We start from the raw sequence: 22016 nt of genomic DNA on the forward strand, positions 1-22016 counted from the left end.
GTTAGCGACCTGTGTTCTAATAGGCGGGTAAACTAGCCAGTGGAAGCCCTTTGTGAGTGCCTCAAGCGAAAAACGTCTAAATAAATTTATCAGTGACTCCGGTTTTTGTTCTCGTCGTGAAGCAGACAAGCTCATTGAGCAGCAGCGAGTCACCATTAATGGCATCAAACCCGAATTGGGAACCAAGGTTCAGCCTACCGATCGGGTTGCCGTGGATGGCAAATTAATTAAAGCCATCGCTAGCAATAAGTCTGATCGGGTTTATATCGCTTACAATAAACCGATTGGGATCACCAGCACCACCGAGCGTCATGTGAAAGGTAATATCATCGACGCTATTGCTCATAAACAGCGTATTTTTCCGATTGGTCGACTGGATAAGCCCTCTGAAGGTTTGATTTTTCTAACCAGTGATGGCGACATCGTTAACAAAATTTTGCGCGCTGAGAATGCCCACGATAAAGAATATGTGGTGACTGTGGATAAACCGCTGAGTGAGCGTTTTGTGGAGCGAATGTCACGCGGCGTACCGATCCTCGATACGGTTACCAAGCCCTGCAAGGTCAAATTAAATAGCAAATTTGTGTTTACTATTATTCTCACCCAAGGACTCAATCGACAAATTCGTCGGATGTGTGAATACCTCGGCTATGAGGTGCTGAAGCTCAAGCGTACCCGGATTATGAATGTGCGTTTAGATGATTTACGACCGGGGCAGTGGCGTAATTTAAGCGAAGCTGAAATGTCTGAAATTAATCAGGCGGTGGCTCACTCGAGTAAAACGGCGGTTGAAGCGAGCAAATCTGGCGCTAAAACCGTATGGCATAACAAACAAGCGACGAGCACTCATCGGCTGAAGAATGCTCCCAAAAACAGTGGCAAAACCACGCTGAGTTTAAAGAAAAAACCACGTTGAGAACGGTTCGTGTGGATAACTGAAGATGGATATAGAGGCGTGAAATGTTAGATAAGCAGGCGCTGACCTACTTGGCTGAGATGGATATTGATGTTTGGCAAACTCGTGCTAACCTCGTCAGCCAAGTTATGACTGAGCCCTTGGCTTGGCCTTTGGTGATAGTGATTGAGCCAGATGAGTTACAAGTGCATATCGATCTATTTAAAGCTATTGTTGCTGCTATGGAGCTCGAATGGCAGGATGTTCATTGCGTTAGCGCCGCTCATTTTCCAGCGGCTTACCAAGCGTGGGTATTATGGGCAGATCCGCATCAGCCGGCACCAATTCACCCTTGCTTGATTGAATGTGATCCGCAACGCCTGCTCAGTGATCGCCAGGCAAAACGTATTTTATGGCAGCAAATATGCACTCAGCTCCTCAAGTCGAAGTAAGCCATCTGTCGGTGATGGATGTGCCGATGATGTTGAATATTGAACAGGCGGCTCATTCACATCCTTGGAGTCGCCAATTACTCAGTAGTAATTTTGGTGGTTTGTACCGTAATTTGGGTCTGTGGCACAAAAATCATTTGTTAGCTTATATGATCTTACGGGTGGTCGCCGGAGACGCAGAATTGATTAATTTGGCCGTTGATCCAGCACATCAAGGGCAGGGTTTAGGTAAGCGCCTGATGCAAGCGATGTTTGCGTTGGCTGAGCAGCAACAATGGCAGCAAATTATGCTGGAAGTTCGTCGCAGTAATGTGATTGCTCAGAGTCTATATCAGCGTTTTCAGTTTGTTGAAATTGATTGTCGTAAAGGATATTACCCCTGCGATAAGCTGGGCCGAGAAGATGCCCTGATTATGCAATATTGTTGCACTGTTTAGATTTATCAATTTGTTTTCTTGCTCCTTTAAACTAACTGATGATTTACATCAGTGTATGCAGGATGCGATTGGCTTTGTTCATGCGCTCGTATTCCCGATACTAGCCTAGCATCGTCGTTATTAAAGCACGCAAAGCGCTCACGCTTTGGCGGTTCATCATGGCCTTCGAATTGACTAAACCGCTTACTCAATTCGCAATACTTGGCGTTTTCATTGCAAGATTGCGCAAAATAGCTGATTTGAGTCGATGTTGTCGACTGAGCTTGATTCTGTTGTTAGGATGGCCGCCCTATTATTTGTCGGTATTTTCCAATGTATAAAATGGCTGTCTCAACATTTTGCATTTTATTTGGATACTGACGCTGTGCGCTTGAGCTTGGCGTGATGCTGTAAAGGAAGATTTATCTATGTCATTTGGCTCTTTAGGCTTGTGTGCTCAGCTGTTGAAAAGCGTTGCCGAGCAAGGTTATGTAAGACCATCTCCAATACAGCTTGAAGCGATTCCGGTGGTACTTAGTCAGCGTGATGTGGTGGCAGTGGCACACACTGGCACTGGAAAAACGGCTGGTTTTACCCTGCCTATGGTGCAGCTATTATCAGGTGGCCCTTGTCCACAGACTCATTCGGTAAGGGCTTTAGTGATTACGCCAACCCGAGAGCTTGCCGCTCAAGTGGTCTTGAGCGTTCAAAATTACAGCCAGCATATGAATATTCGCTCTGCGGCTGTGTTTGGTGGCGTGAGGATTGAACCACAGATAGCTCAGTTGGAAAGTGGTTTGGATGTGCTGGTTGCGACTCCTGGTCGTTTGATTGATCTTTATAATCAAGGCGCGATTAACTTTGAACAGCTTGAGATATTAGTCTTGGATGAAGCTGATCGGATGTTGGATTTAGGATTTGTCGACGATATTCGTCACATTCAAAGCTTGCTCCCGAGTAAACGTCAAACGTTGATGTTTTCAGCAACATTTTCTAAAGAGATCAAGTTGCTTGCGAAGGGGATGTTAAATAACCCTGTTTTGATTGAAGTAACCGCTGCCAACAGTACCGTTGATACGGTTAAGCAGCTTATCTATCCAGTCGATAAGGCGCGTAAAAGCGAGCTATTGATCCACTTAATTAAAAGTAATCATTGGCATCAAGTTTTAGTCTTTACTCGTACTAAAGTAGGCGCCGATAACATGGTTACTCAGCTACAAAACGCTGGGATTAGTGCCGCATCAATCCATGCTAATCGAACTCAGCACGCCCGCACTCTTGCTTTAGAGGGTTTTAGAAATGGTGAACTAACCGTTTTAGTCGCCACTGATATCGCCTCTCGGGGGATTGAAGTTCATCAGTTGCCTTGTGTGGTTAACCTTGATCTCCCTTATGTACCGGAAGACTATGTGCATCGTATTGGTCGTACCGGGCGTGCAGGTACCTCTGGTTTGGCGGTTTCATTGTTTAGTGAAGATGAAGCCAAGCAGTTAGCGGCGATTGAACGTGTGATTGGTGGTAAATTTAAGCGGGAGTTCATTCCAGGCTTTGTGCCCACCCCCAAAGAGAAGGTCACAGTAGATGTATCCGATGATGAGGAGTATGGTAATTTTGAGCCCGATCCAGCACCTCAAGGTCGAAGAAAATCGAAGGGGCGTGGGAAGCGTGGTGGGAGTTCATCGAGTCGAAGCCGTAACAAAGGAAGTCGCAATAAATAAAAAGCTTAGAGCCCAGTATTCGATAAATTGATTTATCAGAGATTTTGATACTTAGGCTTGTTTTTGTTTGACTGTCGGAACCACAATATTCGAACTATATTGCGTAACCTAGACTACCAGGTCCATTGAATATGTAGCCCTTGGTAGTTGCTACCACCTTTAATACGGCCAAATAGTGAAGAGTTTTCAAATATCCCCGAGCGATGGTGGATGTTGTAACCTACCCAAATATTTTCTAGTTGCTTCTTATTGAGTAAATCACCTAAGTTAAGGTCTAGAGAAAAGTTCAAATAATTTAATAGCTTACTAGGCTTGTAACCCTTTCCTTCCTCACCTAATTCTGATGCTTCGAGGTAGGTTATGTTGCTGGTATAAGATAAACCTTCTGCAGCACCAAATCGCCAGCGTAATGGCCAGTGAAAGGTGTAATAGGCTTTAAATGCCAAGATGTATTCTAGGATCGGATCTTGAACCGCCGAGCTGTAGTGATAGGCGAAGCCGGGCGTGAGATATACTTCAACGGGATAACCTAGTAGGGTCTTACTGAGTAAATGTCCATAAAAAATTGAAGTTAATTGATTGTTATATTCATCTTTTTCCGCTTTAAAGTGGATGATGTCCCCTAGATTCGATGGTGTTGCCCAGGCGTGGGAGAGTTGTAAGTACCCCTTTGGCCATTTGCTGGATGTATTTGAATATTGATAATTAAAGAAGCTGATCCCTAAAAAGCTTTCATATTGAAAACGTTGATCGATGATCGGGATATTTTGAGTGCGCTTACCCAGATAAGAAGCGCCAACCTTCGCCATTAAGTAAAAGTCTCGCCACACTTGATAACGTAAATTGATGCCCATTTTTAAGTCGGTATCGGCTTTGGTTTTAAAAATTTCAAGGCCATAGTAGCGAGTATTATAGTTACTACTCTTCAAGTGGGCTGAGGCATAGGGTTCGAAATACCAAGCTTGATAGAATTGTTGCCAGGTTAGCTCAAGTTGACTGTGAAAGTGACCGAGGTCGTCACTCAATAATTCTAGGTTGAGCGAATAGTCGGGTTTAAAGCGCCATTGAGTCCTTAAACCAAAGTCGATGCCATCGCCACGTATCTTGTTTTGGTAGTTCGCCGGAATGTCGAAAAAACGGTAACGCCCCATTAGCGCGAGGTCAAAGTCTTGTTCTTTCCATAATTTATAGCCAGCGCTTAAGCCATCTAAATACAGTCGCTCTCCTCGATAATAAAATAAGGGAACTACATCGGACACGGTACTAATGTTAGAAGTGTAGGGAATACTCGCATGACGCAGACCTATTGCAATGCCCCAGTCGTGCTGTTGTGGGCCATCAAGTATGGGGTTGGCATGAGATGGTAAACTGGTGAGGCATAGACTTGCCAATAGACACGCAACTACTTGAACGTTAAGGAATTGAGTCACCGGTAGATGTCTCCCTGAGCGCAGCTTCTTGGGCCAGTATTGTTGCATGGCTGAGAGATAAACGAAAGCTCGCTTCAGAGAGCGGCATAAAATTACCACTATTGATATTATCTTGGGCGACCCAAATTTGTTGCATCGCTAACACTAAATATAGTGAAACCGGGTGATTGTCGTCGAAAAGAATAAATGCAGATGGATAGGTATTGAGTTTAAAACGTTCGGCAAATAATCGATGACGGCGGTCGGTATCGGTAAGGATTTGCACCTTTACATAATTCGCTAATACTCGTTTTAATTCGGGGTTATTCAGGTAGTATTGTTCGAACGCTAAGCAACGTTGGCAGGCTTTACGCCGCAGATATAGAAATACCGGACGTTGGCTCAGCTTTGATTCGCGAATCGCACTGTAATAGCCATCGATATCAAACAACCAGCCATCTTTAGCGCTGACACCTCTATCTTTTACATGATAAATAAAAATGTAACTTAGAGCGCCTACACCGAGTCCAATCAGTAGCAGGCTAAAAAATGTTTTTTTTATCGGTGCTAAGTTCATCTCATCTGCTCTTCTTATTTCACAATGACGATGCGGCTACAAGTCTATATCGGCTTTGTATCAGTAAGCTTGAATTACATTAGAAAATCAACTGAGTACTTGAAAAGTGTGGCTTGAGTCTGCGATTCAGCTAAACCGACTCCGCACTAAATTTATTTATCACAAATTTACGATTTTATTCTGCTTCAATCGGGATGTTTTACTTCTCGATTGGTTTTAAATGGTAATTAATGACGTCAATTTTGATGAATGATTCAATTTCAAGAGCTTAGGCTTGATTTGGCGACTCGCTGTCAGCTAAGGGGGGATCATTTGGGATGCCCGCGTCTCGTTCAGCTAAGGTCGCTCGTTCGGCCTTGCTGACGTAGCGAGGTTTGTTGGTTTTTTGATTTTTAGCATTCGCCTTTTTTGCTTTCTTTTTGAGGGTTTCGTTAATTTTCTTTTTACGATTCATCTACGGCTCGTTCAAGGTATTATTTATGCCTGTAAGGATAACAAATTCGTGTTTTCTTCGCATAGTTGAGCGTTAACAGAAAGGGCAGCACATTGGTGCTGCCCTTTGACGCGGACTAAAGCGTGTTAATCATCGCCATTAAGAAAGCCAAGCAATTGCAGCAGACTGGTGAATAAGTTAAAGATGGCAACAAATAAGGTGACGGTCGCCATAATGTAGTTGGTTTCTCCACCGTGAATAATGTTGCTGGTTTCATAGAGGATCAGTCCAGACATCAGCAATACAAACATCGCCGATACACCTAATGACAGGGCTGGGATACTAAACAGCATCGCACCTAATCCGGCTAGAAACGCCACCAAAATACCAACCATTAAAAAGCCACCCATAAAGCTGAAGTCTTTTTTGCTGGTGAGTGCATAAGCTGATAATGATAAGAAGATGGCGGCGGTGCCTACCATAGCTTGCATCACAATTTGGCCACCATTTGGTAGGCTTAAGTAGCTGCTTAAAATCGGCCCTAGAGTGAGACCCATGAAACCAGTTAGGGCAAATACACAGACTAAGCCCCAGCCACTGTTACGACATTTTGTCGTGGCAAACAATAGTCCAAAATAGCCAACCATAGTGAGGATTAAACCAGGGTGGGGGAGGTTTAGAGCCATCGAGGTGGCAGCCATCAGCCCGCTAAAGAGCAGGGTCATGGACAATAAGGTATAAGTATTACGGATCACTTTATTACTTGCCAGCACGCTCTCGTTGGTGGTGCTTGGTGCATTTGAAAAAGGTGATGTGTTCATTTTGGTATTCCTTATTACTGCGAATCGCTCAGTTGTTTGTGGTAAATAACGCTCAAAGTGCGCTTGGTCGTTTATATCGGTTCGCTGATTAGCGGTGCGCGTAACGCTTTGTTGCGTATTCGAGCTATTTTACGATTTACAGTGCGGCTGGCTCGGCTGGCCGCGCGATCAACTGCAACACTGATCTGCGATTGAGTATCCTCAATCACCACATCTGCTTGACCACTCAGTTTCACTAATATTTGACAGCGTTTATCGTTGCCACCGCGCGTCCCGTTCGTATCGGAAAGTCTCACCATAATGCGCTTAATACGTTGGTATTGAGATCCCATGGCGAAATGTAGCCGACGGCGAATATAATCTTGTAAAGACGGTGTTAGGGGTAAATGACGTGACTGCATGTCTATTTGCATCTGCTTCTCCTCACCAATAAAAACTGATTAGAGCGATTAGCTTATGTTGCTTTCATTGGCAGGTATACTCGAATATAGTTGTTGTATAGTTCGTATAAAACGAGGTATTTGATTCGTGATTAATTACAAGCACCTGCATTATTTTTGGGTCGCAGCCAAGCAAGGCGGAATAGCTCGTGCCAGTGAGCGCTTGCATATAACGCCACAGACAATTAGTGGACAAATTACGTTGCTGGAACAGCATTTTGGTGAAGCCTTGTTTAACAAGGTGGGGCGAAACCTAGAGTTAACCGAAATTGGTCGTTTGGTGCTGAGTTATGCCGATGAGATTTTTTCCTTGGGTGATGAACTTGAAGATACGATGCGCAATAAAATTGCACAGCGTCCACAGTTATTGAAAGTTGGGATTGCCGAAGTTGTGCCTAAATCCATCGCTTATCGTCTATTGTCACCGGCGCTCAATTTGGCGGACTCGGTACGTATGATATGTCGAGAGAGTAGCCTTGATAATTTACTGGCCGAACTGGCCTTACATCGCTTAGATATTGTGATCGCCGATGCGCCAGTTCCCCCAGGTTTAGGGGTTAGAGGCTTTAATCACTCTTTGGGGGAATGTGGTGTGAGCTTTCTCGCCATTCCTAGCTTAGCCGAGCGTTTGGTTGGTGATTTTCCTCATAGTTTACATGGTGCGCCGTTATTGATCCCTAGTGAGAGTAGTGTGATGCATGTGCGTTTATTGCAATGGCTGGATAAACTTCACATTCATCCGCGAGTGGTGGGCGAATTTGACGATAGCGCATTAATGAAGGCTTTTGGTCAAGCCGGGGTCGGGGTGTTTCTTGTGCCGAGTGCAATTGCCGCGGAAGTCGCGGCGCAATATGGTGCAGAAGTGATTGGTGCGAGTGATGTGGTACGCGAGCAGTTTTTTGCGATTTCGGCGGAACGACGTTTATCCAATCCTGCGGTGCTTGCGATTACTGAAGCGGCCAGAGAGTGGCTAAAAAAATAGACTAAATATGCTCACAGAGTTTGTTTAGATTTAGCGTTTAATATTGCTTGCTCATCACAATAACAAGCAAAAATCAGCGAACGCAGGTGTTTGCTCGTGATTGCTCAATGGCGAATTTTTGATTATTCAGAGTCTTCCTAACACCCTAAATAATGAATGGTATTTGAATGGCAATTAATATTAATTCCTCTCGGTTCGGGCCAGCTATATGTTGGTTTTCGAATATCCCCATCCTGTTTTAGCAACGCTAATCGCTGATCGTTCCATCGGCGTTGTATGTGTCGAGGTGATTAATGAGTGAGTGCTTAAAGTTCGCATTGCTTGCTCGTTAGTTCGTGTAGGCAAAGCGCAACACTCACACTGCAATCGTTGGTGGTTTTACCATAAACCACCATGGCACCACGCTCTCACTCGGCCGGTCATATAACAACTGCGCATATCAGCTTGGAATTGGCTGAAACAGGCATTCAGCTAAGCACATCGAAAAGAACGCCTCTTGTCACGGTGGCGCCTGGAGCGACATCGATAGAGAGCTTTAGTGATGATGTTCGGGGTCTTGCTTCTTACTTTGGTTTAAATCATACCGCCATTGGCGCGAATAACCTGACCATTTATCCAGCCACCTTCTGGACTCGCCAAAAACATCACCACATTGGCAATATCTTGTGGGGTGCCAAGGCGCTCTAATGGGTTCATATTTGCCAAACGGTCAATCAATTGTGGTGATTTTCCGTCTAAAAACAAATTAGTGGCAGTAGGGCCGGGAGCCACGGTATTGACTGTAATACAACGTCCACGAAGCTCCTTTGCCAGTATTGCAGACATTGTTTCTACCGCTGATTTAGTTGCCGCGTACACGCCGTAGCTTTCTAGTTTTAGTCCTACGATGCTGGTGGACAGGTTGATAATCCGTCCTCCATTTGTGACTCGTTCTGCAGCGAGGCGCAGGGTATTAAAGGTGCCTTTAAAATTCACGGCGACTTGGCTATCAAACAGCTCCTCATCACTCTGAGAGAGTTGAGCAAGTTTCATGATTCCAGCATTGTTCACCAATAGCGAGATCGCTCCCAATTTCTCCTCGACAACATTAAACATGTGTGCGACCTCTGTTGAGTTGCCCACATTACCCTGTACCGCGATAGCGTTTCCTCCACTGGCTTTAATGTCTGCGACCAGACTTTCTGCCACATCTGCACTTGATGAATAATTCACGCCGACGGCATAACCTTCAGCGGCTAATTTGTTTACGATTGAAGCACCGATTCCTTTGGAGCCGCCAGTAACAAGGGCGATTTTTGACTGAGACATATTGCATTACTCATGAGTTGTTAAAAGATTATGGCCAGTATATGGTTATATCAATGCTTAATAATTACCCATTATTTAACTTAATAATTCCAAATAAATTAATAATGTCGAGGTGAGTGGGTGGATAGATTCAAAGAGATGCAGGTGTTCGTGAGGATTGCAGAGCGTAACAGTTTTGCTTTAGCGGCGGATGACCTGAGTATTCCAAGGCCGACGATGACAAATATAATCAAGCGACTTGAAAGTCGCTTAGGGATCCGCCTGTTAGAACGAACTACCAGGCAAGTGCATATGACTCATGAAGGTGAATCCTATTATCGGCAATGTGTTGGGCTACTTTCAGATCTAGAGGAAATTGAATCTTCCTTTTTGGAGGTTTTACCTAAAGGTCATTTGCGGGTAAATCTGCAAGGCACTTTGGCAAAGTACTTTGTGATGCCCAAGATTGCTGACTTTATTCGCCAGTACCCGGATATTACGCTACACATCGCTGAAGATGATAAGTTAATCGATCTCGTCCATGAAGGAGTCGACTGTGTCCTCAGGGCTGGACCACTGCAAGATTCCTCGCTGATTGCTCAGAAAATAGCTGAAATGACGCAAGTCACTGTGGCAAGCCCTGCGTATCTTGAAGCCTTTGGGATCCCTAAGTCGCTGGATGATTTACAAGAGCATCTTGCTGTTGGTTATTCTTTTGCGCAGTTATCTAAACCTTCAAGCTTGGCGTTTAAGTTAAAAAACAAGTATGTATCTATCAATTTAGCTAGCAGAACTTCAGTTGCTGGCGCAGATTTGTACACTGGGTGTGCTGTCGCGGGTTTAGGTTTAATCCAAGTGCCCAAATATCGTTTGGTGAATGAACTCGCAAATGGTTCTTTGGTTGAGGTGTTAGCGGACTTTCCGCCTCCACAGATGCCAGTATCCATTGTTTATCCAAATCATCGACATCTTTCCGCCAGAACCCGGGTATTTATCCAGTGGCTTAAAAGCCAGTTTCAAGAGAATAAAAGATAGCGAATACAAGCTAGCCTGCAGTTAGTGAAAGCGTATAAAAGTGAAGTTTATATTATGGCTTATTGAACCTAAATCAGCGGGATTGAATAAGCATTGATTGTTTATATAGTCAAGATCGGTGAAAATAGCGCCCAATTATGATTAACATCGCAGATTCGCCCAGAGCAGAGCCTCGAGAGGGACTTCTAAATGGTTTGCCAATCTGTGTGTACACTAAAAGAACTCTAAGCCATGTAAAAATTAAGCCTGCATTACGACTTACTGAGCCTAAATCAGCGGGACTGAATAAGCATTGATTGTTTATAAAGTCAAGATCGGTGAAAATAGCGCCCAATTATGATTAACATTACAGATTCGACTAGAGAAAGCCCTCGAGCGGGATTTCTAAACGGTTTGTCGATCTGTGTATAAACTAAAAGAATTCTTAATGACAGAGCCCAATTCTCTTCACCAAATCAACAAGCGAAGAACCTTTGCTATCATCTCTCACCCGGATGCGGGTAAAACCACCATTACTGAAAAGGTGTTGTTATTCGGCAACGCGATTCAGAAAGCCGGTACCGTAAAAGGCCGAGGCAATGCTACGCATGCTAAGTCGGACTGGATGGAGATGGAAAAAGAACGGGGGATCTCGGTGACTACCTCGGTGATGCAATTTCCCTTTAACCATTGCATCGTCAATTTATTAGACACTCCTGGCCACGAAGATTTCTCGGAAGATACTTACCGAACTCTCACCGCGGTTGATTCGTGCTTGATGGTAATTGATGCCGCCAAGGGTGTGGAAGACCGTACCCGTAAGTTGATGGAAGTGACCCGCCTGCGGGATACACCAATTGTGACTTTCATGAACAAATTGGATCGAGATATTCGTGATCCTATGGAAGTGATGGATGAGGTTGAAAACGAACTTAACATTATGTGTGCGCCAATTACTTGGCCAATCGGTTGCGGCAAGTTGTTTAAGGGGGTGTACCACATCCCTAGAGATGAAGTGATTTTGTATCAAACAGGTAAAGGTCACACCATTCAAGATGAGCAAATCATTAAGGGTCTTGATAACCCTGAAGTTGAGGCGGCAATCGGAGACGAATTGGCGGAGCAAATGCGTGAAGAGCTCGAGTTGGTTTTAGGTGCTTCCAACGAATTTGATCACGAGTTATTTTTACAAGGCGAGCTTACCCCCGTTTACTTTGGTACCGCCTTAGGTAATTTTGGCGTGGATCATATGTTAGAAGGCTTAACAGAATGGGCGCCTTCACCCAAGCCTCGAGCAACCGATGTGGGTGAAGTGAAGGCCAGCGACGCTAACTTTTCTGGTTTTGTATTTAAAATTCAAGCCAACATGGATCCGAAGCACCGTGATCGGATTGCCTTTATGCGGATTGTTTCCGGTGAATATAATAAAGGCATGAAGATGCGTCACGTACGTTTAGGGAAAGATGTCAGCATTTCGGATGCGGTTACCTTCATGGCTGGCGACCGTAGTGCTGCAGAAAATGCAATTGCTGGTGACATTATTGGCTTGCATAACCATGGCACCATTCAAATTGGCGATACTTTTACTCAAGGTGAGATGATTAAGTTCACCGGTATTCCCAATTTCGCTCCGGAGTTATTCCGTCGAATTCGATTGAAAGATCCCTTGAAGCAAAAACAGTTGTTAAAAGGCCTGATTCAGTTATCTGAAGAAGGTGCAGTGCAATTGTTTAGACCTTTACGTAACAACGATTTAATCGTGGGTGCCGTTGGGGTATTGCAGTTTGATGTGGTGGTTCACCGGCTTCGTACCGAGTATAAGGTGGAAGCGGTCTACGAAGGGATCAGCGTCGCGACTGCGCGTTGGTGTGACTGCGATGATAGTAAGAAGTTTGAAGAGTTTAAGAAGAAAGCGCATGATAACCTTGCTTTAGATGGCGGGGATAACCTGACTTACCTCGCGCCAACCATGGTGAATTTAAACTTAGCCATTGAACGTTATCCTGCGGTGCAGTTCTTCCAGACTCGGGAACACTAAGCAATTTTGGATAAATAAAAAGGTCGCATTAAGCGACCTTTTTTTATGGGGGAAGTTATGTTTTATTCGCGTTCTTTGGTGTAAGGCACGCCAATCGCTTTGGGGGCCACAGCTTTACCAATAAAGCCAGCCAATAAGAAAACGGTGAGCACATACGGAATGGCTTCGATGGCTTGTACTGGAATCGCGAAGTTACCAATCGATACCCCTTGCAGACGAATAGCCAAGGCATCCAAAAATCCAAACAACAAACAGGCGCTGAGCGCAGTAAACGGACGCCATTTCCCAAAAATTAATGCGGCTAGGGCCATATAACCCTTACCCGCACTCATGTTGGGAATAAACTGAGCCGTTTGTGCCACCGATAAATATACGCCACCAATGCCAACCAGCAGACCACAAATGAGTACTGCGCTATAGCGCATTTTTACCACCGAGATCCCTGCGGTATCTACCGCTGCGGGCGATTCACCGACAGCTCGAAGACGTAAGCCAAATCGGGTTTTAAACATCACATACCAAGCTAATGGTACGGTGATAATCAGTAAGTAGACTAAGGCAGAGTGGCCACTGATCAGTTCTGAATAAAGTAAGCCGATCACCGGAGTATCGGCGAGAGCATCTGCGCCGGGTAGGTGGATTGGCGCAAAACGTGCGGCACCACTTAAAGCTGGCGTTTGCCCGCCTTGATGGAACCAATGTCGGCCTAAGGTAATTGTTAATCCGGCGGCTAAAATGTTAATCGCCATACCACTGACAACATGGTCTCCGCGGTGAGTAATGGTTGCAAAACCATGGAGTAGTGCGAGTAGCATCGAAATAGCTACCCCAGCCAGTAGCCCTAGCCAAGCAGACCCTGTCACATGGGCGGTGGCAGCACCAGTAAAGGCCGCGGCTAGTAATTTTCCTTCTAAGCCAATGTTCACGATCCCTGAACGTTCACAGAACATGCCCGCAAGCGATGCAAAAATTAGCGGTGTGGCAACCCGAATCGTTGCATCTAGCATTAAGATAATGGTTTCAAACATCTTAAGCAGCTCCTTCTGAATGGTTTGGTTTTTTGCCAAATAGCTTAAGATAGCCGCGCTCCAGCGAGGGCTTAAACATGTGCTCTAAGGCTCCAGAGAAAAGGATCACCAGCCCTTGCAGTACCACCACAATATTACGGTCTACCCCATATTCAAAGCTGAGTTCAGCACCGCCTTGATAAAGAAAACCAAATAGTAAGCTGGCGAGTAGCACTCCGAGTGGGTGGTTTCGTCCCATCAGGGCCACCGCAATTCCGGTAAAACCAAAACCTTCTACAAAGTTAAGCTTGATTTGGTGCAGTTCTCCTTGCAGAACATTCAGACCGAAGAAGCCCGATAACATACCGGAAATTAACATGGTTAAAACTACGATTTTTAGATAGTTGATACCAGCATATCCAGCGGCGTTGGGATTCGCGCCCACCGATCTGATCTCATAGCCCCAGCGAGTGTTCCAAATAAATAGCCAAACAAATACACAGCAGGCTAACGCAAATACGAAGCTTAAATTGAGTGGACTCGGTGCTAGTTGAATACCAAACCAAGCCAGCATTTCGTGCACTTTCGGTAGCCAAGATGAGACTGCAAAAACGCGACTTTCGGTGGCCATGGTACTGTCTGGTTTTAAAACGTCGACCAGTAAGTAGGCCATTAGGGAAGCGGCGATAAAATTGAACATGATGGTGGTAATTACGATGTGTGACCCGCGTTTCGCCTGTAAATACGCAGGAATAAAGGCCCACGCCGCACCGAATAAACCGCCAACTATAATGGCAAGGGGAAAGACTAGATACCAAGGTAAATACTCACCGACGGTTAGGCAGACTAAACCGACGCCAAGACCACCGATGTAGGCTTGACCTTCGCCACCAATATTAAATAGTCCAGCGTGGAAGGCCACCGCTACGGCTAAACCCGTGAAGATAAAACCAGTCGTGTAGTATAAGGTATAACCAAAACCTTCGGCATAACCAAAGGCGCCAGTCCACATGACTTTGATGGCATCTACCGGTGATATATCGATGTACATAAACAACAGGGCAGACACGAGAAACGCGGCAAAAACGTTGATCGCAGGCAGTAAGGCTACACTAACCCAAGCCGGTACCGGTGATTGACTCATTGTGCGCCTCCTTGTGCTGAGTTTTTAATATGTTCAGGCACAATGTTGGCCATCATTAATCCTAAAGTTTTTTCATCGGCCTGTTCAGCACTGACTTCGCCAACGATGGCGCCGTCGAAGACCACTAATATACGGTCTGCCAAATTCATGATTTCGTCGAGTTCCACCGAGACCAATAGTACCGCCTTACCGGCATCGCGGGAGTGGATAATCTGTTGATGAATGTACTCAATGGCACCAATATCGACGCCACGGGTTGGTTGCCCTACCAAGAGAATATCTGGATTTTGTTCCATTTCGCGGGCAATCACTAATTTTTGCTGATTGCCCCCAGAAAAGTTAGCGGTTTTTAAATTGCTATCATCGGGTCGAACATCCCATTTCTGCATGCTGTCCAGACAAGCCTTATCAATAGCGGCTTTATCTTGTAACAGCCCTTTGTTGTATTCTGCTAAATGATGGTAGCCGAGAATATAAGCTTCCTTCGCTGAAAACTTATTGATTAAGCCCTGTTTATGGCGGTCTTCTGGAATGTGACCAACGCCCATGGCTCTCACTTCTCGTGGGTCTTTGGATTGTTCGGCGCTCAATTGGTGTTGATTAAGGCGAACGCTACCGCTACTCGGTTTTAAGATCCCGCTAAGCAAGCCGAGGATCTCTGACTGACCGTTGCCTGATACACCCGCGATCCCCACAATTTCTCCTGCGCGCACTTGGAAAGAGACTTCTTTCACTCGTTTTACGCCTGCAGGATCAACATAACTGAGTTGATTCACTTCGATTAAGGCTGCTTCCGGTTTTGCTTCGCCGCGCTCTACTTGTAATAACACTTTTCTGCCAACCATTAGTTCAGCGAGATTCTCTTGGTCGGTTTCGGCAGTCACCACATGTGCAACCATTGCACCTTGTCGCATCACCGAAACGTTATCGGTAATGGCTAATACTTCACGCAGCTTGTGGGTGATAATCATCACCGTGGTGCCCTGTTCGCGTAGTTTCGCTAAGATATCAAACAGGTGGTTTGCTTCTTGAGGGGTTAATACACCAGTAGGCTCATCTAAGATTAAGATTTTTGCCCCACGGTAAAGTGCTTTAAGAATTTCAACCCGCTGTTGTAGTCCAACCGCTAGATCTCCCACGAGGGCATCTAAAGGGACATCTAGGCCATAATCAGTCGCAAGTTGTTGCAATTTTTTACGGGCTTTACTAAGGCTTGTTTCTAAATTCCAGCCGCTTTCGGCACCTAATACAATATTCTCTAAGACGGTAAAGGTGTCGACCAACATAAAATGTTGATGAACCATACCAATGCCGGCTTGAATGGCTTCTTGAGAATTATGCGGCTCGTAGGGACGACCGTTGACTCGCATTGAGCCTGAGTCGGCATGATAGAAGCCGTAAATGATACTCATCAGAGTGGATTTACCGGCACCATTTTCACCAATAATGCCGTGAATAGTGCCTTTAGGGACTGCTAAATCGATGTTTCGATTCGCGTGAACGCTACCAAAACGCTTGTCGATTTGTTCCAGTTCAATGGCAAAATCAGCTGCTTGTGTCACTTTAGATTTCCAATATCTAGCGAATAAAAATACGCCAACCCCGTGGGTTGGCGTATTTTATCGACGTTTAGAAGTTACAGGTATTATCAGACATGTAGTCATGAACGCTGATCTTACCAGCGATAATGTCAGCTTTAAGACCATCTACGTATGCTTTCATTTCATCGCTAATTAAGGCTGCATTGTTTTCATCTAGCGCCCAATCGATAGAATTTTCTTTTAAACCTAAGGCTTTAATCCCTGGTTTCCAAGAATTGTTGATGCCGTCTTCCCAAGTTCCGTAGGCTGCGACACCGACTTTCTTAACCATAGAAGTCAGCATAGTACCCGGTTGAAGGTGGTTTTGGTTTGAATCAACACCAATCGCAAATTTACCAGCGTCTTTTGCTGCTTGGTAAACCCCTAAACCAGTACCGCCTGCGGCAGCGTAGATTACATCAGCTCCTTTAGAGAACTGAGATTTAGCCAGTTCTGAGCCCTTTGCAGGATCGGCAAAGGCTGCAGGTGTTGAGCCTGTCATATTTTCTAATACTTTAATATCAGGATTGGCGTAAAGCGCGCCTTGTTTATAACCACAGGCGAATTTACGGATTAATGGGATGTCCATTCCACCAATAAAACCAACGGTGTTGGTTTTTGAGGCTTTTGCCGCAAGCGCTCCGACTAAGAATGACCCTTCCTGTTCTTTAAATACGATAGATTGCACATTCGGTTTATCAACGACCATATCGATAATGGTAAATTGCGTATCTGGAAACTCAGAGGCGACTTTTTCGACTGAAGATGCAAAGTTAAATCCGACAGCGACAATCGGTCCAAAACCGCGACTGGCTAAGCGACGTAAACCCTGTTCACGTTGTGCTTCGTTTTGCGGTTCAAATTCGCGAACATCTACGCCTTTGTCTTTTTTAAATACTTCGACACCGTTGCGATATACGGCTTCGTTGAACGACTTATCAAATTTACCTGCGGTATCGTAAACTACTGCTGGTTTAGCGGCTAAAGCGCTAAAAGATGCTACAGCGAAAGCGGCAGCTGTAAGCTTGGTTGCGAATTTTTTCACGGTTAACTCCCTGTTTTTTTAGAAGTGTTTGTATTATTTACAGCAATCTGACTAGCCTAGCTTGACCTGTTATATTTTCTGAGCTGCAATTGTGACTAAGCGCATAGCCTGCCTTACATTTCCTTGGTTAGCTACGGACTATCGTTTAGGCCGAAACATAACCAGTATCATCTGTAAGTATCAACGGACTTGCGCTGCGTTACAGTTGTCCGATGAATAACTATCATTGCATCATGAAATTATCTTATGTTAGGCCTTTCTACCACTGATAAATATGCAGTGATCGAACTATAGAGTAGGGCGAAGGATAAATGAATTCAATATTGCTGCTTCAGTATTTCACTAGATCATTGGGTTGATTAAGAGATATTACCTAGTTATGTGGGTAATATGCAGATAAAATCCAGTTTACAGCTAAAATGAGGAAGGATATTTTGAACCAGATCGTCAGATTTTTTCGAAAGTGCTTAGTGCGTTATGATCGTTGGTTAGCTGAAACTGGTTTAGATAAGCCTTGCCGAAGCTGTATTCCACGGGAACATCTCAAGTCAGAGGACGATTAACTATGGCTTGGTTTGATACGCACTGTCATCTTGACTTTCCTCCCTTTGATGCGGATCTTGCCAGTCACTTAATGAAGTTTAAGCAGCAGAATATTGCTCAGTGTCTGGTGCCAGCTGTGGGGCCGGATAATTGGCTACGGGTGTTACATCTATCTTCCCATCCAATGTTGCATGTTGCGCTGGGCTATCATCCCTGCTTTTTCGATCCACAAGCTTTACAAGGTCAGCCTGAATTACTCTTAGCCGATTTATTACAGCTTGAACAGTTCGTCGAAACTCATCGTCAGCAAATCATTGCTTGGGGCGAATGTGGCTTAGATGGTCGCTTCCCAGAAACTCTTGCTCACCAAGAGTTTGCTTTGGTGCGGCAAATTGCCGCTGCACAACATCAGCAATTGCCGTTACTCATTCATTCGGTACGTTTACATGATCGGGTTGCGCAATTATTGAAGCTGGAACAGTTTAATCAAGGTGGGATTATTCATGGCTTTAGTGGTAGCTATACTCAAGCCAGTCGTTTTGTTGATTTAGGTTTTAAGCTCGGTATTGGCGGAGGAATTACTTGGCCTCGCTCTGAAAAAACGCGCAAGGCACTGCGACGCCTACCATTACAGGCTTTGGTATTGGAAACCGACGCGCCAGATATGCCTTTGTACCAGATGCAGGAGGCGTATAATAGTCCACTCAATTTACCAACGATTTTTAACTGTTTGTTAGAGTTACGCAATGAGTCTGCGGAACAGCTTCAACAGGCCTTATGGGAAAATAGCCATCAGGTCCTAAATTTGTCGATATAAGCGGTCTTGACTACCGCCATTGTGCTGTTGCAATTTGTAGGAACGGCGTCACTTCCATAGACCTTGGTTTCGAGTTTATCGCCATCAGCGCTTAAATTTGTCGATATGTTCAGAGTTTACCGCCGCCACTGCGGCGCTGACGAGTTCACTTGCAGTCATTTGTTGCTCGCAACAGCCCAAACGCATCGCGGGGGTAAGACCCTCTTTATCTGGGAGTAGATAGTTAAATAAAGCTCGGTTTATTTCAAATAAGGCATCAACGGAACTAAAACTTTTCAGTTGTTTAGGCATATTTAACTGCAGGTGTTGGAAAAAGTTTTGGCAAGCTAAGGGTTGGGCTAAGGCGACCTTTGTCGGATTTTGTTGAGCACTGGTGATTGAGCAAAAAGCTCCGAAATCGGCGGGATACCAGCGATCGTTCCACCAACCAACCTTGTTACCCGCCGATCCCATATCAGTTTCACTGCGGGGGTGGCGATAGACGTAATAAATATCGGCTCGTTGCTGTTTTATCTCTTCAACACACGACATAAGGGCTGCGCCACGGATACTACTTTCGTGCTCGATGTAGTGATGGAAATTTTGGTTTTGGCTGGTAAAGGCGCTTAGTAATTGAAAGTGAGCGTAAGCCGTAAGTGCTGGCTGCAATAGCTGGCTGCCACGCAAGGCAGCGGTGCTACCGTAATGTAGATCTTCAAAGTGATAGCGATTCAGGGTGAGTTGGTAACGTCGTTTTAGCGCCTCAACGATCGGGCTATCCGATAATGGGGGTAACAGAGTAGAGGTTTTTTGTTGATAGTGAGCGCTATCGTTTAACTGCAGTTGGCTTTGGTTATGGGTGTGCAGTAATACATAACCGGAAGTGACTTCGGTTGAGCATAGTGTCCAGATACGTTTCTGTTCAGAAAACTCATGGATCTGGCTTTCGGTATGTAGTGCGCAGAAGCTTCTATGCAGCACCCTTTGCTCCTGTTGCCGACTATAAAAGCGTAAACATTGATATAGGCGTTGCAATAGCTGGTAATAGATCTTCGGAGCAATCTCTAGCTGTTGCATTATTTGTTGTGGGTTGTGGCCTCGATTTAACAGGCTGAATAACCTTGATAAAGGCTCAAGCCCCTTGATGTTCACTTGGGTAAACACGTTTTGGCACTTGCGGCATTGATAACGCTGGCTATTGGCTCCCGTCTTACCGTAGCGTTTCACCCCAACAGTCGTACCGAGGAAAAAACCGGGTTCGCAGTGGCTGCAGCCACAGGGGGATTTCGTTAGCTGCTGTTTGGCTTTTTCCTCAACAATTAAATTGACACTGTGGCTGTCGACCAATGGCGGATAACTGCCACAGGCTTTGCAGTGCAAGGCTGGATAACCCAAATGTTGACTTTCAGCTAGATAGTCAGAACTTTCGGTCAGGCCAAAATTTGGGCAGCGGCAGTTTTTGCAGCAGTTAAACTGGTGTCTAAAACTATGTGCGGAGGCATTTTGCAGCTTTGCTGCCGCCTGAGCCTCATTCACAATACACTCTCATTATCAACATATTCAGTTACAACTCTCACATTTTGTTCTCATTGACCACAATAGCGTGACTTGAGTCACGAATTGCCGTTGGTTTAGGTCCTACACTCATCAGCCTGTAGTCGCTAGTCATTTAATCGTCGAATTTCGACTCTGCTTAGTGAATCACTAAGGCTTCTTTAAATAGAACGTCTCTAGCTCGCTTGAGTGGTTTGCGAGCAAGAATGATTGCCATTGGCAGAATTCAGCAGGCGATTTGCTGGTGCGCGTTTATTTACTTATTAAAAATTTAATCTCAGTTATATTTTGTTGGATTTTTAATCTGATTGTCATGGTTATGCCATCTTAGGCAAGTCAGGTTTTATTATCAACACATTTGGTTATTTAATCGGCTGTTAGGCCGTATATGTCTATAGGGTTTGATCTGTCCCTCATTTAAGGCCTAGGGCCACGGTATCATTGCCGCCGTTATTATATCGGCTCGCAAACGGCCTTGCTGGGGACTCGATGTAACTGCAAACGTTATGATGCTTCGTTGATATTTGTTTCGCTTGAGAAAAATGAAACGGTGCTGATTGTATTAAAAGACAACTTAATCGAGAGACACGAATGAATAGTACGGTAATGAGCTTGGTTGGCGTATTCGCGCTACTAGGAATAGCATTGTTGCTTTCCGATAATAGATCTCGAATTAATAAACGCACGGTATTCGGCGCGTTTGTGATTCAAGCTGGATTTGGCGCTTTTGTGCTTTATCTTCCCTTTGGGCAGGAGGTTCTTGCCACTGTCTCTAACGGCGTTCAATCGGTGATTAATAGTGCCCAGGCGGGAATTGATTTCCTATTCGGTGGTTTAGCCACTGACGCCATGTTTGCCAATGGTGTCGGTTTTGTATTTGCTTTTCGGGTACTGCCAATCATCGTATTTTTCTCGTCTTTAATCGCAGTTTTATACCATCTCGGTATTATGCAAAAAGTGATTTTTTTGATTGGTGGCGGCTTGCAAAAAATACTTGGAACGAGCCGGCCGGAGTCGATGTCGGCTACCGCGAATATTTTTGTGGGTCAAACCGAAGCGCCGATTGTAGTGAAGCCCTTCATTCCCAAAATGAGTGAATCGGAGTTATTTGCCATCATGGTGGGTGGGCTTGCTTCGGTCGCAGGTTCTGTTTTAGCGGGTTATGCTGGACTCGGTGTCGAGCTTAAATATTTGATAGCGGCATCATTTATGGCGGCTCCCGGCGGCTTGTTGATGGCGAAGATGATCAAGCCAGAAACCAAGCCATCAGAGCAAGATATGGATGCCGCTCTTAATGAAGTTGAGCGCCCGGCAAATGTAATTGATGCGGCCGCCGTTGGTGCTTCAAATGGTATGCAACTCGCATTAAATGTGGGGGCGATGTTGTTGGCCTTTATTGGTTTAATTGCTTTAATGAATCATATGGTTGGTGGGGTCGGAGCCTGGTTTGGCTTAGAGCATTTAACGGTTCAATTAATTCTCGGTTACATTTTTGCGCCACTTGCTTGGATTATAGGGGTGCCTTGGGCTGAAGCAGTTCAAGCGGGTAGTTTTATTGGTCAGAAAGTTATTGTGAATGAATTTGTCGCTTACGTCGATTTTGTGAATGTTCGAGCTACGTTATCGGAACACACTCAAATCGTGGTGACTTTTGCTTTGTGTGGGTTTGCCAACCTGTCTTCTATCGCAATTTTACTCGGTGGTTTGGGGAGTATGGCTCCGACGCGTCGCAGTGACATTGCGCGTTTGGGACTTAAAGCCGTTGCTGCTGCGTCACTAGCTAATTTGATGAGTGCGGCACTGGCAGGATTTTTTACCAGTTTGTTATAGCGACTGTCGTTTTTTGGCCTTGCGCCGAGAAGCTA

At 45.0% G+C, this 22016-nt stretch carries 21 protein-coding genes; 10 read left to right on the forward strand and 11 right to left on the reverse strand.

Annotated elements, in window-relative coordinates; all coding sequences use genetic code 11:
* The first annotated feature begins 52 nt into the window (after positions 1-52).
* The 4 genes from rluF to ACRRSY_RS03965 all read left to right on the forward strand — a co-directional run bounded on the left by rluF (position 53) and on the right by ACRRSY_RS03965 (position 3481).
* Complete coding sequence (gene rluF, locus ACRRSY_RS03950) at positions 53-916, forward strand: 23S rRNA pseudouridine(2604) synthase RluF (protein ID WP_432464387.1); 864 nt, start codon at positions 53-55, stop codon at positions 914-916.
* 44 nt (positions 917-960) lie between these two features.
* The gene (locus ACRRSY_RS03955) at positions 961-1347 is read left to right on the forward strand and encodes a DNA polymerase III subunit psi (RefSeq protein WP_432454472.1); all 387 of its coding nucleotides are present in this window, start codon (positions 961-963) and stop codon (positions 1345-1347) included.
* Positions 1320-1784, forward strand: a complete 465-nt coding sequence (gene rimI / locus ACRRSY_RS03960; RefSeq protein ID WP_432460968.1) for a ribosomal protein S18-alanine N-acetyltransferase — start codon at positions 1320-1322, stop codon at positions 1782-1784. Before ACRRSY_RS03955 ends, rimI begins: the two co-directional genes overlap by 28 nt.
* A 407-nt stretch (positions 1785-2191) precedes the next feature.
* The gene (locus ACRRSY_RS03965; protein WP_432464388.1) at positions 2192-3481 is read left to right on the forward strand and encodes a DEAD/DEAH box helicase; all 1290 of its coding nucleotides are present in this window, start codon (positions 2192-2194) and stop codon (positions 3479-3481) included.
* Between the two features lie 113 nt (positions 3482-3594).
* Here ACRRSY_RS03965 and ACRRSY_RS03970 read toward each other — a convergent pair whose 3' ends face one another.
* From ACRRSY_RS03970 to ACRRSY_RS03990, 5 genes are all read right to left on the reverse strand, one after another.
* Complete coding sequence (locus tag ACRRSY_RS03970) at positions 3595-4911, reverse strand: MipA/OmpV family protein (protein WP_432464389.1); 1317 nt, start codon at positions 4909-4911, stop codon at positions 3595-3597.
* Positions 4895-5467: a thioredoxin family protein gene (locus ACRRSY_RS03975; protein ID WP_432464390.1), complete on the reverse strand. Its 573-nt coding sequence runs from the start codon at positions 5465-5467 to the stop codon at positions 4895-4897. The genes ACRRSY_RS03970 and ACRRSY_RS03975 overlap by 17 nt, the downstream gene beginning before the upstream one ends.
* Positions 5468-5735: 268 nt before the next feature.
* Positions 5736-5921, reverse strand: coding sequence for a DUF2986 domain-containing protein (locus ACRRSY_RS03980; RefSeq protein ID WP_432454467.1), 186 nt, complete (start codon positions 5919-5921; stop codon positions 5736-5738).
* Between the two features lie 125 nt (positions 5922-6046).
* On the reverse strand, positions 6047-6721 hold the full coding sequence (locus ACRRSY_RS03985) for a Bax inhibitor-1/YccA family protein (RefSeq protein ID WP_432454466.1): 675 nt from the start codon (positions 6719-6721) through the stop codon (positions 6047-6049).
* Positions 6722-6792: 71 nt separating this feature from the next.
* Positions 6793-7134 (reverse strand): HPF/RaiA family ribosome-associated protein, encoded by a 342-nt coding sequence (locus tag ACRRSY_RS03990; RefSeq protein WP_432454465.1) that lies wholly within the window; start codon positions 7132-7134, stop codon positions 6793-6795.
* Positions 7135-7249: 115 nt separating this feature from the next.
* Here ACRRSY_RS03990 and nhaR point away from each other — a divergent pair, with 115 nt between their 5' ends.
* Positions 7250-8143: a transcriptional activator NhaR gene (gene nhaR / locus ACRRSY_RS03995; RefSeq protein WP_432454464.1), complete on the forward strand. Its 894-nt coding sequence runs from the start codon at positions 7250-7252 to the stop codon at positions 8141-8143.
* Between the two features lie 573 nt (positions 8144-8716).
* Here nhaR and ACRRSY_RS04000 read toward each other — a convergent pair.
* Positions 8717-9451, reverse strand: a complete 735-nt coding sequence (locus tag ACRRSY_RS04000; protein WP_432454463.1) for an SDR family oxidoreductase — start codon at positions 9449-9451, stop codon at positions 8717-8719.
* A gap of 120 nt (positions 9452-9571) precedes the next feature.
* Here ACRRSY_RS04000 and ACRRSY_RS04005 point away from each other — a divergent pair, with 120 nt between their 5' ends.
* Together ACRRSY_RS04005 and prfC are read left to right on the forward strand one after the other, a co-directional pair.
* Complete coding sequence (locus ACRRSY_RS04005) at positions 9572-10465, forward strand: LysR substrate-binding domain-containing protein (protein ID WP_432454462.1); 894 nt, start codon at positions 9572-9574, stop codon at positions 10463-10465.
* Between the two features lie 427 nt (positions 10466-10892).
* On the forward strand, positions 10893-12482 hold the full coding sequence (gene prfC, locus ACRRSY_RS04010) for a peptide chain release factor 3 (RefSeq protein ID WP_432464391.1): 1590 nt from the start codon (positions 10893-10895) through the stop codon (positions 12480-12482).
* A gap of 62 nt (positions 12483-12544) precedes the next feature.
* On the opposite strand, the gene ACRRSY_RS04015 is transcribed toward prfC, so the two are convergent.
* The 4 genes from ACRRSY_RS04015 to ACRRSY_RS04030 all read right to left on the reverse strand — a co-directional run bounded on the left by ACRRSY_RS04015 (position 12545) and on the right by ACRRSY_RS04030 (position 17258).
* Positions 12545-13510 carry an ABC transporter permease gene (locus ACRRSY_RS04015; protein WP_432454460.1) on the reverse strand — a complete coding sequence of 322 codons (966 nt, stop codon included), beginning with the start codon at positions 13508-13510 and terminating at the stop codon, positions 12545-12547.
* Between the two features lies 1 nt (position 13511).
* Positions 13512-14633 (reverse strand): ABC transporter permease, encoded by a 1122-nt coding sequence (locus tag ACRRSY_RS04020; protein ID WP_432454459.1) that lies wholly within the window; start codon positions 14631-14633, stop codon positions 13512-13514.
* Positions 14630-16195, reverse strand: a complete 1566-nt coding sequence (locus ACRRSY_RS04025; protein WP_432454458.1) for an ABC transporter ATP-binding protein — start codon at positions 16193-16195, stop codon at positions 14630-14632. Before ACRRSY_RS04025 ends, ACRRSY_RS04020 begins: the two co-directional genes overlap by 4 nt.
* 67 nt (positions 16196-16262) lie before the next feature.
* Positions 16263-17258, reverse strand: coding sequence for a BMP family lipoprotein (locus tag ACRRSY_RS04030; protein ID WP_432454457.1), 996 nt, complete (start codon positions 17256-17258; stop codon positions 16263-16265).
* 419 nt (positions 17259-17677) lie between these two features.
* Between ACRRSY_RS04030 and ACRRSY_RS04035 the strand changes: the two genes are divergently transcribed.
* Both ACRRSY_RS04035 and ACRRSY_RS04040 read left to right on the forward strand, forming a co-directional pair.
* A complete protein-coding gene (locus ACRRSY_RS04035) occupies positions 17678-17821 on the forward strand; it encodes a DUF5363 family protein (RefSeq protein WP_432454456.1) in 144 nt (47 codons plus the stop codon).
* A 2-nt stretch (positions 17822-17823) separates the two neighbouring features.
* The gene (locus ACRRSY_RS04040) at positions 17824-18618 is read left to right on the forward strand and encodes a TatD family hydrolase (RefSeq protein WP_432464392.1); all 795 of its coding nucleotides are present in this window, start codon (positions 17824-17826) and stop codon (positions 18616-18618) included.
* An 84-nt stretch (positions 18619-18702) separates the two neighbouring features.
* On the opposite strand, the gene ACRRSY_RS04045 is transcribed toward ACRRSY_RS04040, so the two are convergent.
* A complete protein-coding gene (locus ACRRSY_RS04045; RefSeq protein WP_432454454.1) occupies positions 18703-20133 on the reverse strand; it encodes a hypothetical protein in 1431 nt (476 codons plus the stop codon).
* A 609-nt stretch (positions 20134-20742) separates the two neighbouring features.
* Here ACRRSY_RS04045 and ACRRSY_RS04050 point away from each other — a divergent pair.
* Complete coding sequence (locus tag ACRRSY_RS04050; RefSeq protein WP_432454453.1) at positions 20743-21981, forward strand: NupC/NupG family nucleoside CNT transporter; 1239 nt, start codon at positions 20743-20745, stop codon at positions 21979-21981.
* Positions 21982-22016: the final 35 nt, after the last annotated feature.

Origin of the sequence: Agarivorans sp. QJM3NY_33, from assembly GCF_050870865.2 — a bacterium.
In the GTDB taxonomy this organism is placed as follows: Bacteria; Pseudomonadota; Gammaproteobacteria; order Enterobacterales; family Celerinatantimonadaceae; genus Agarivorans.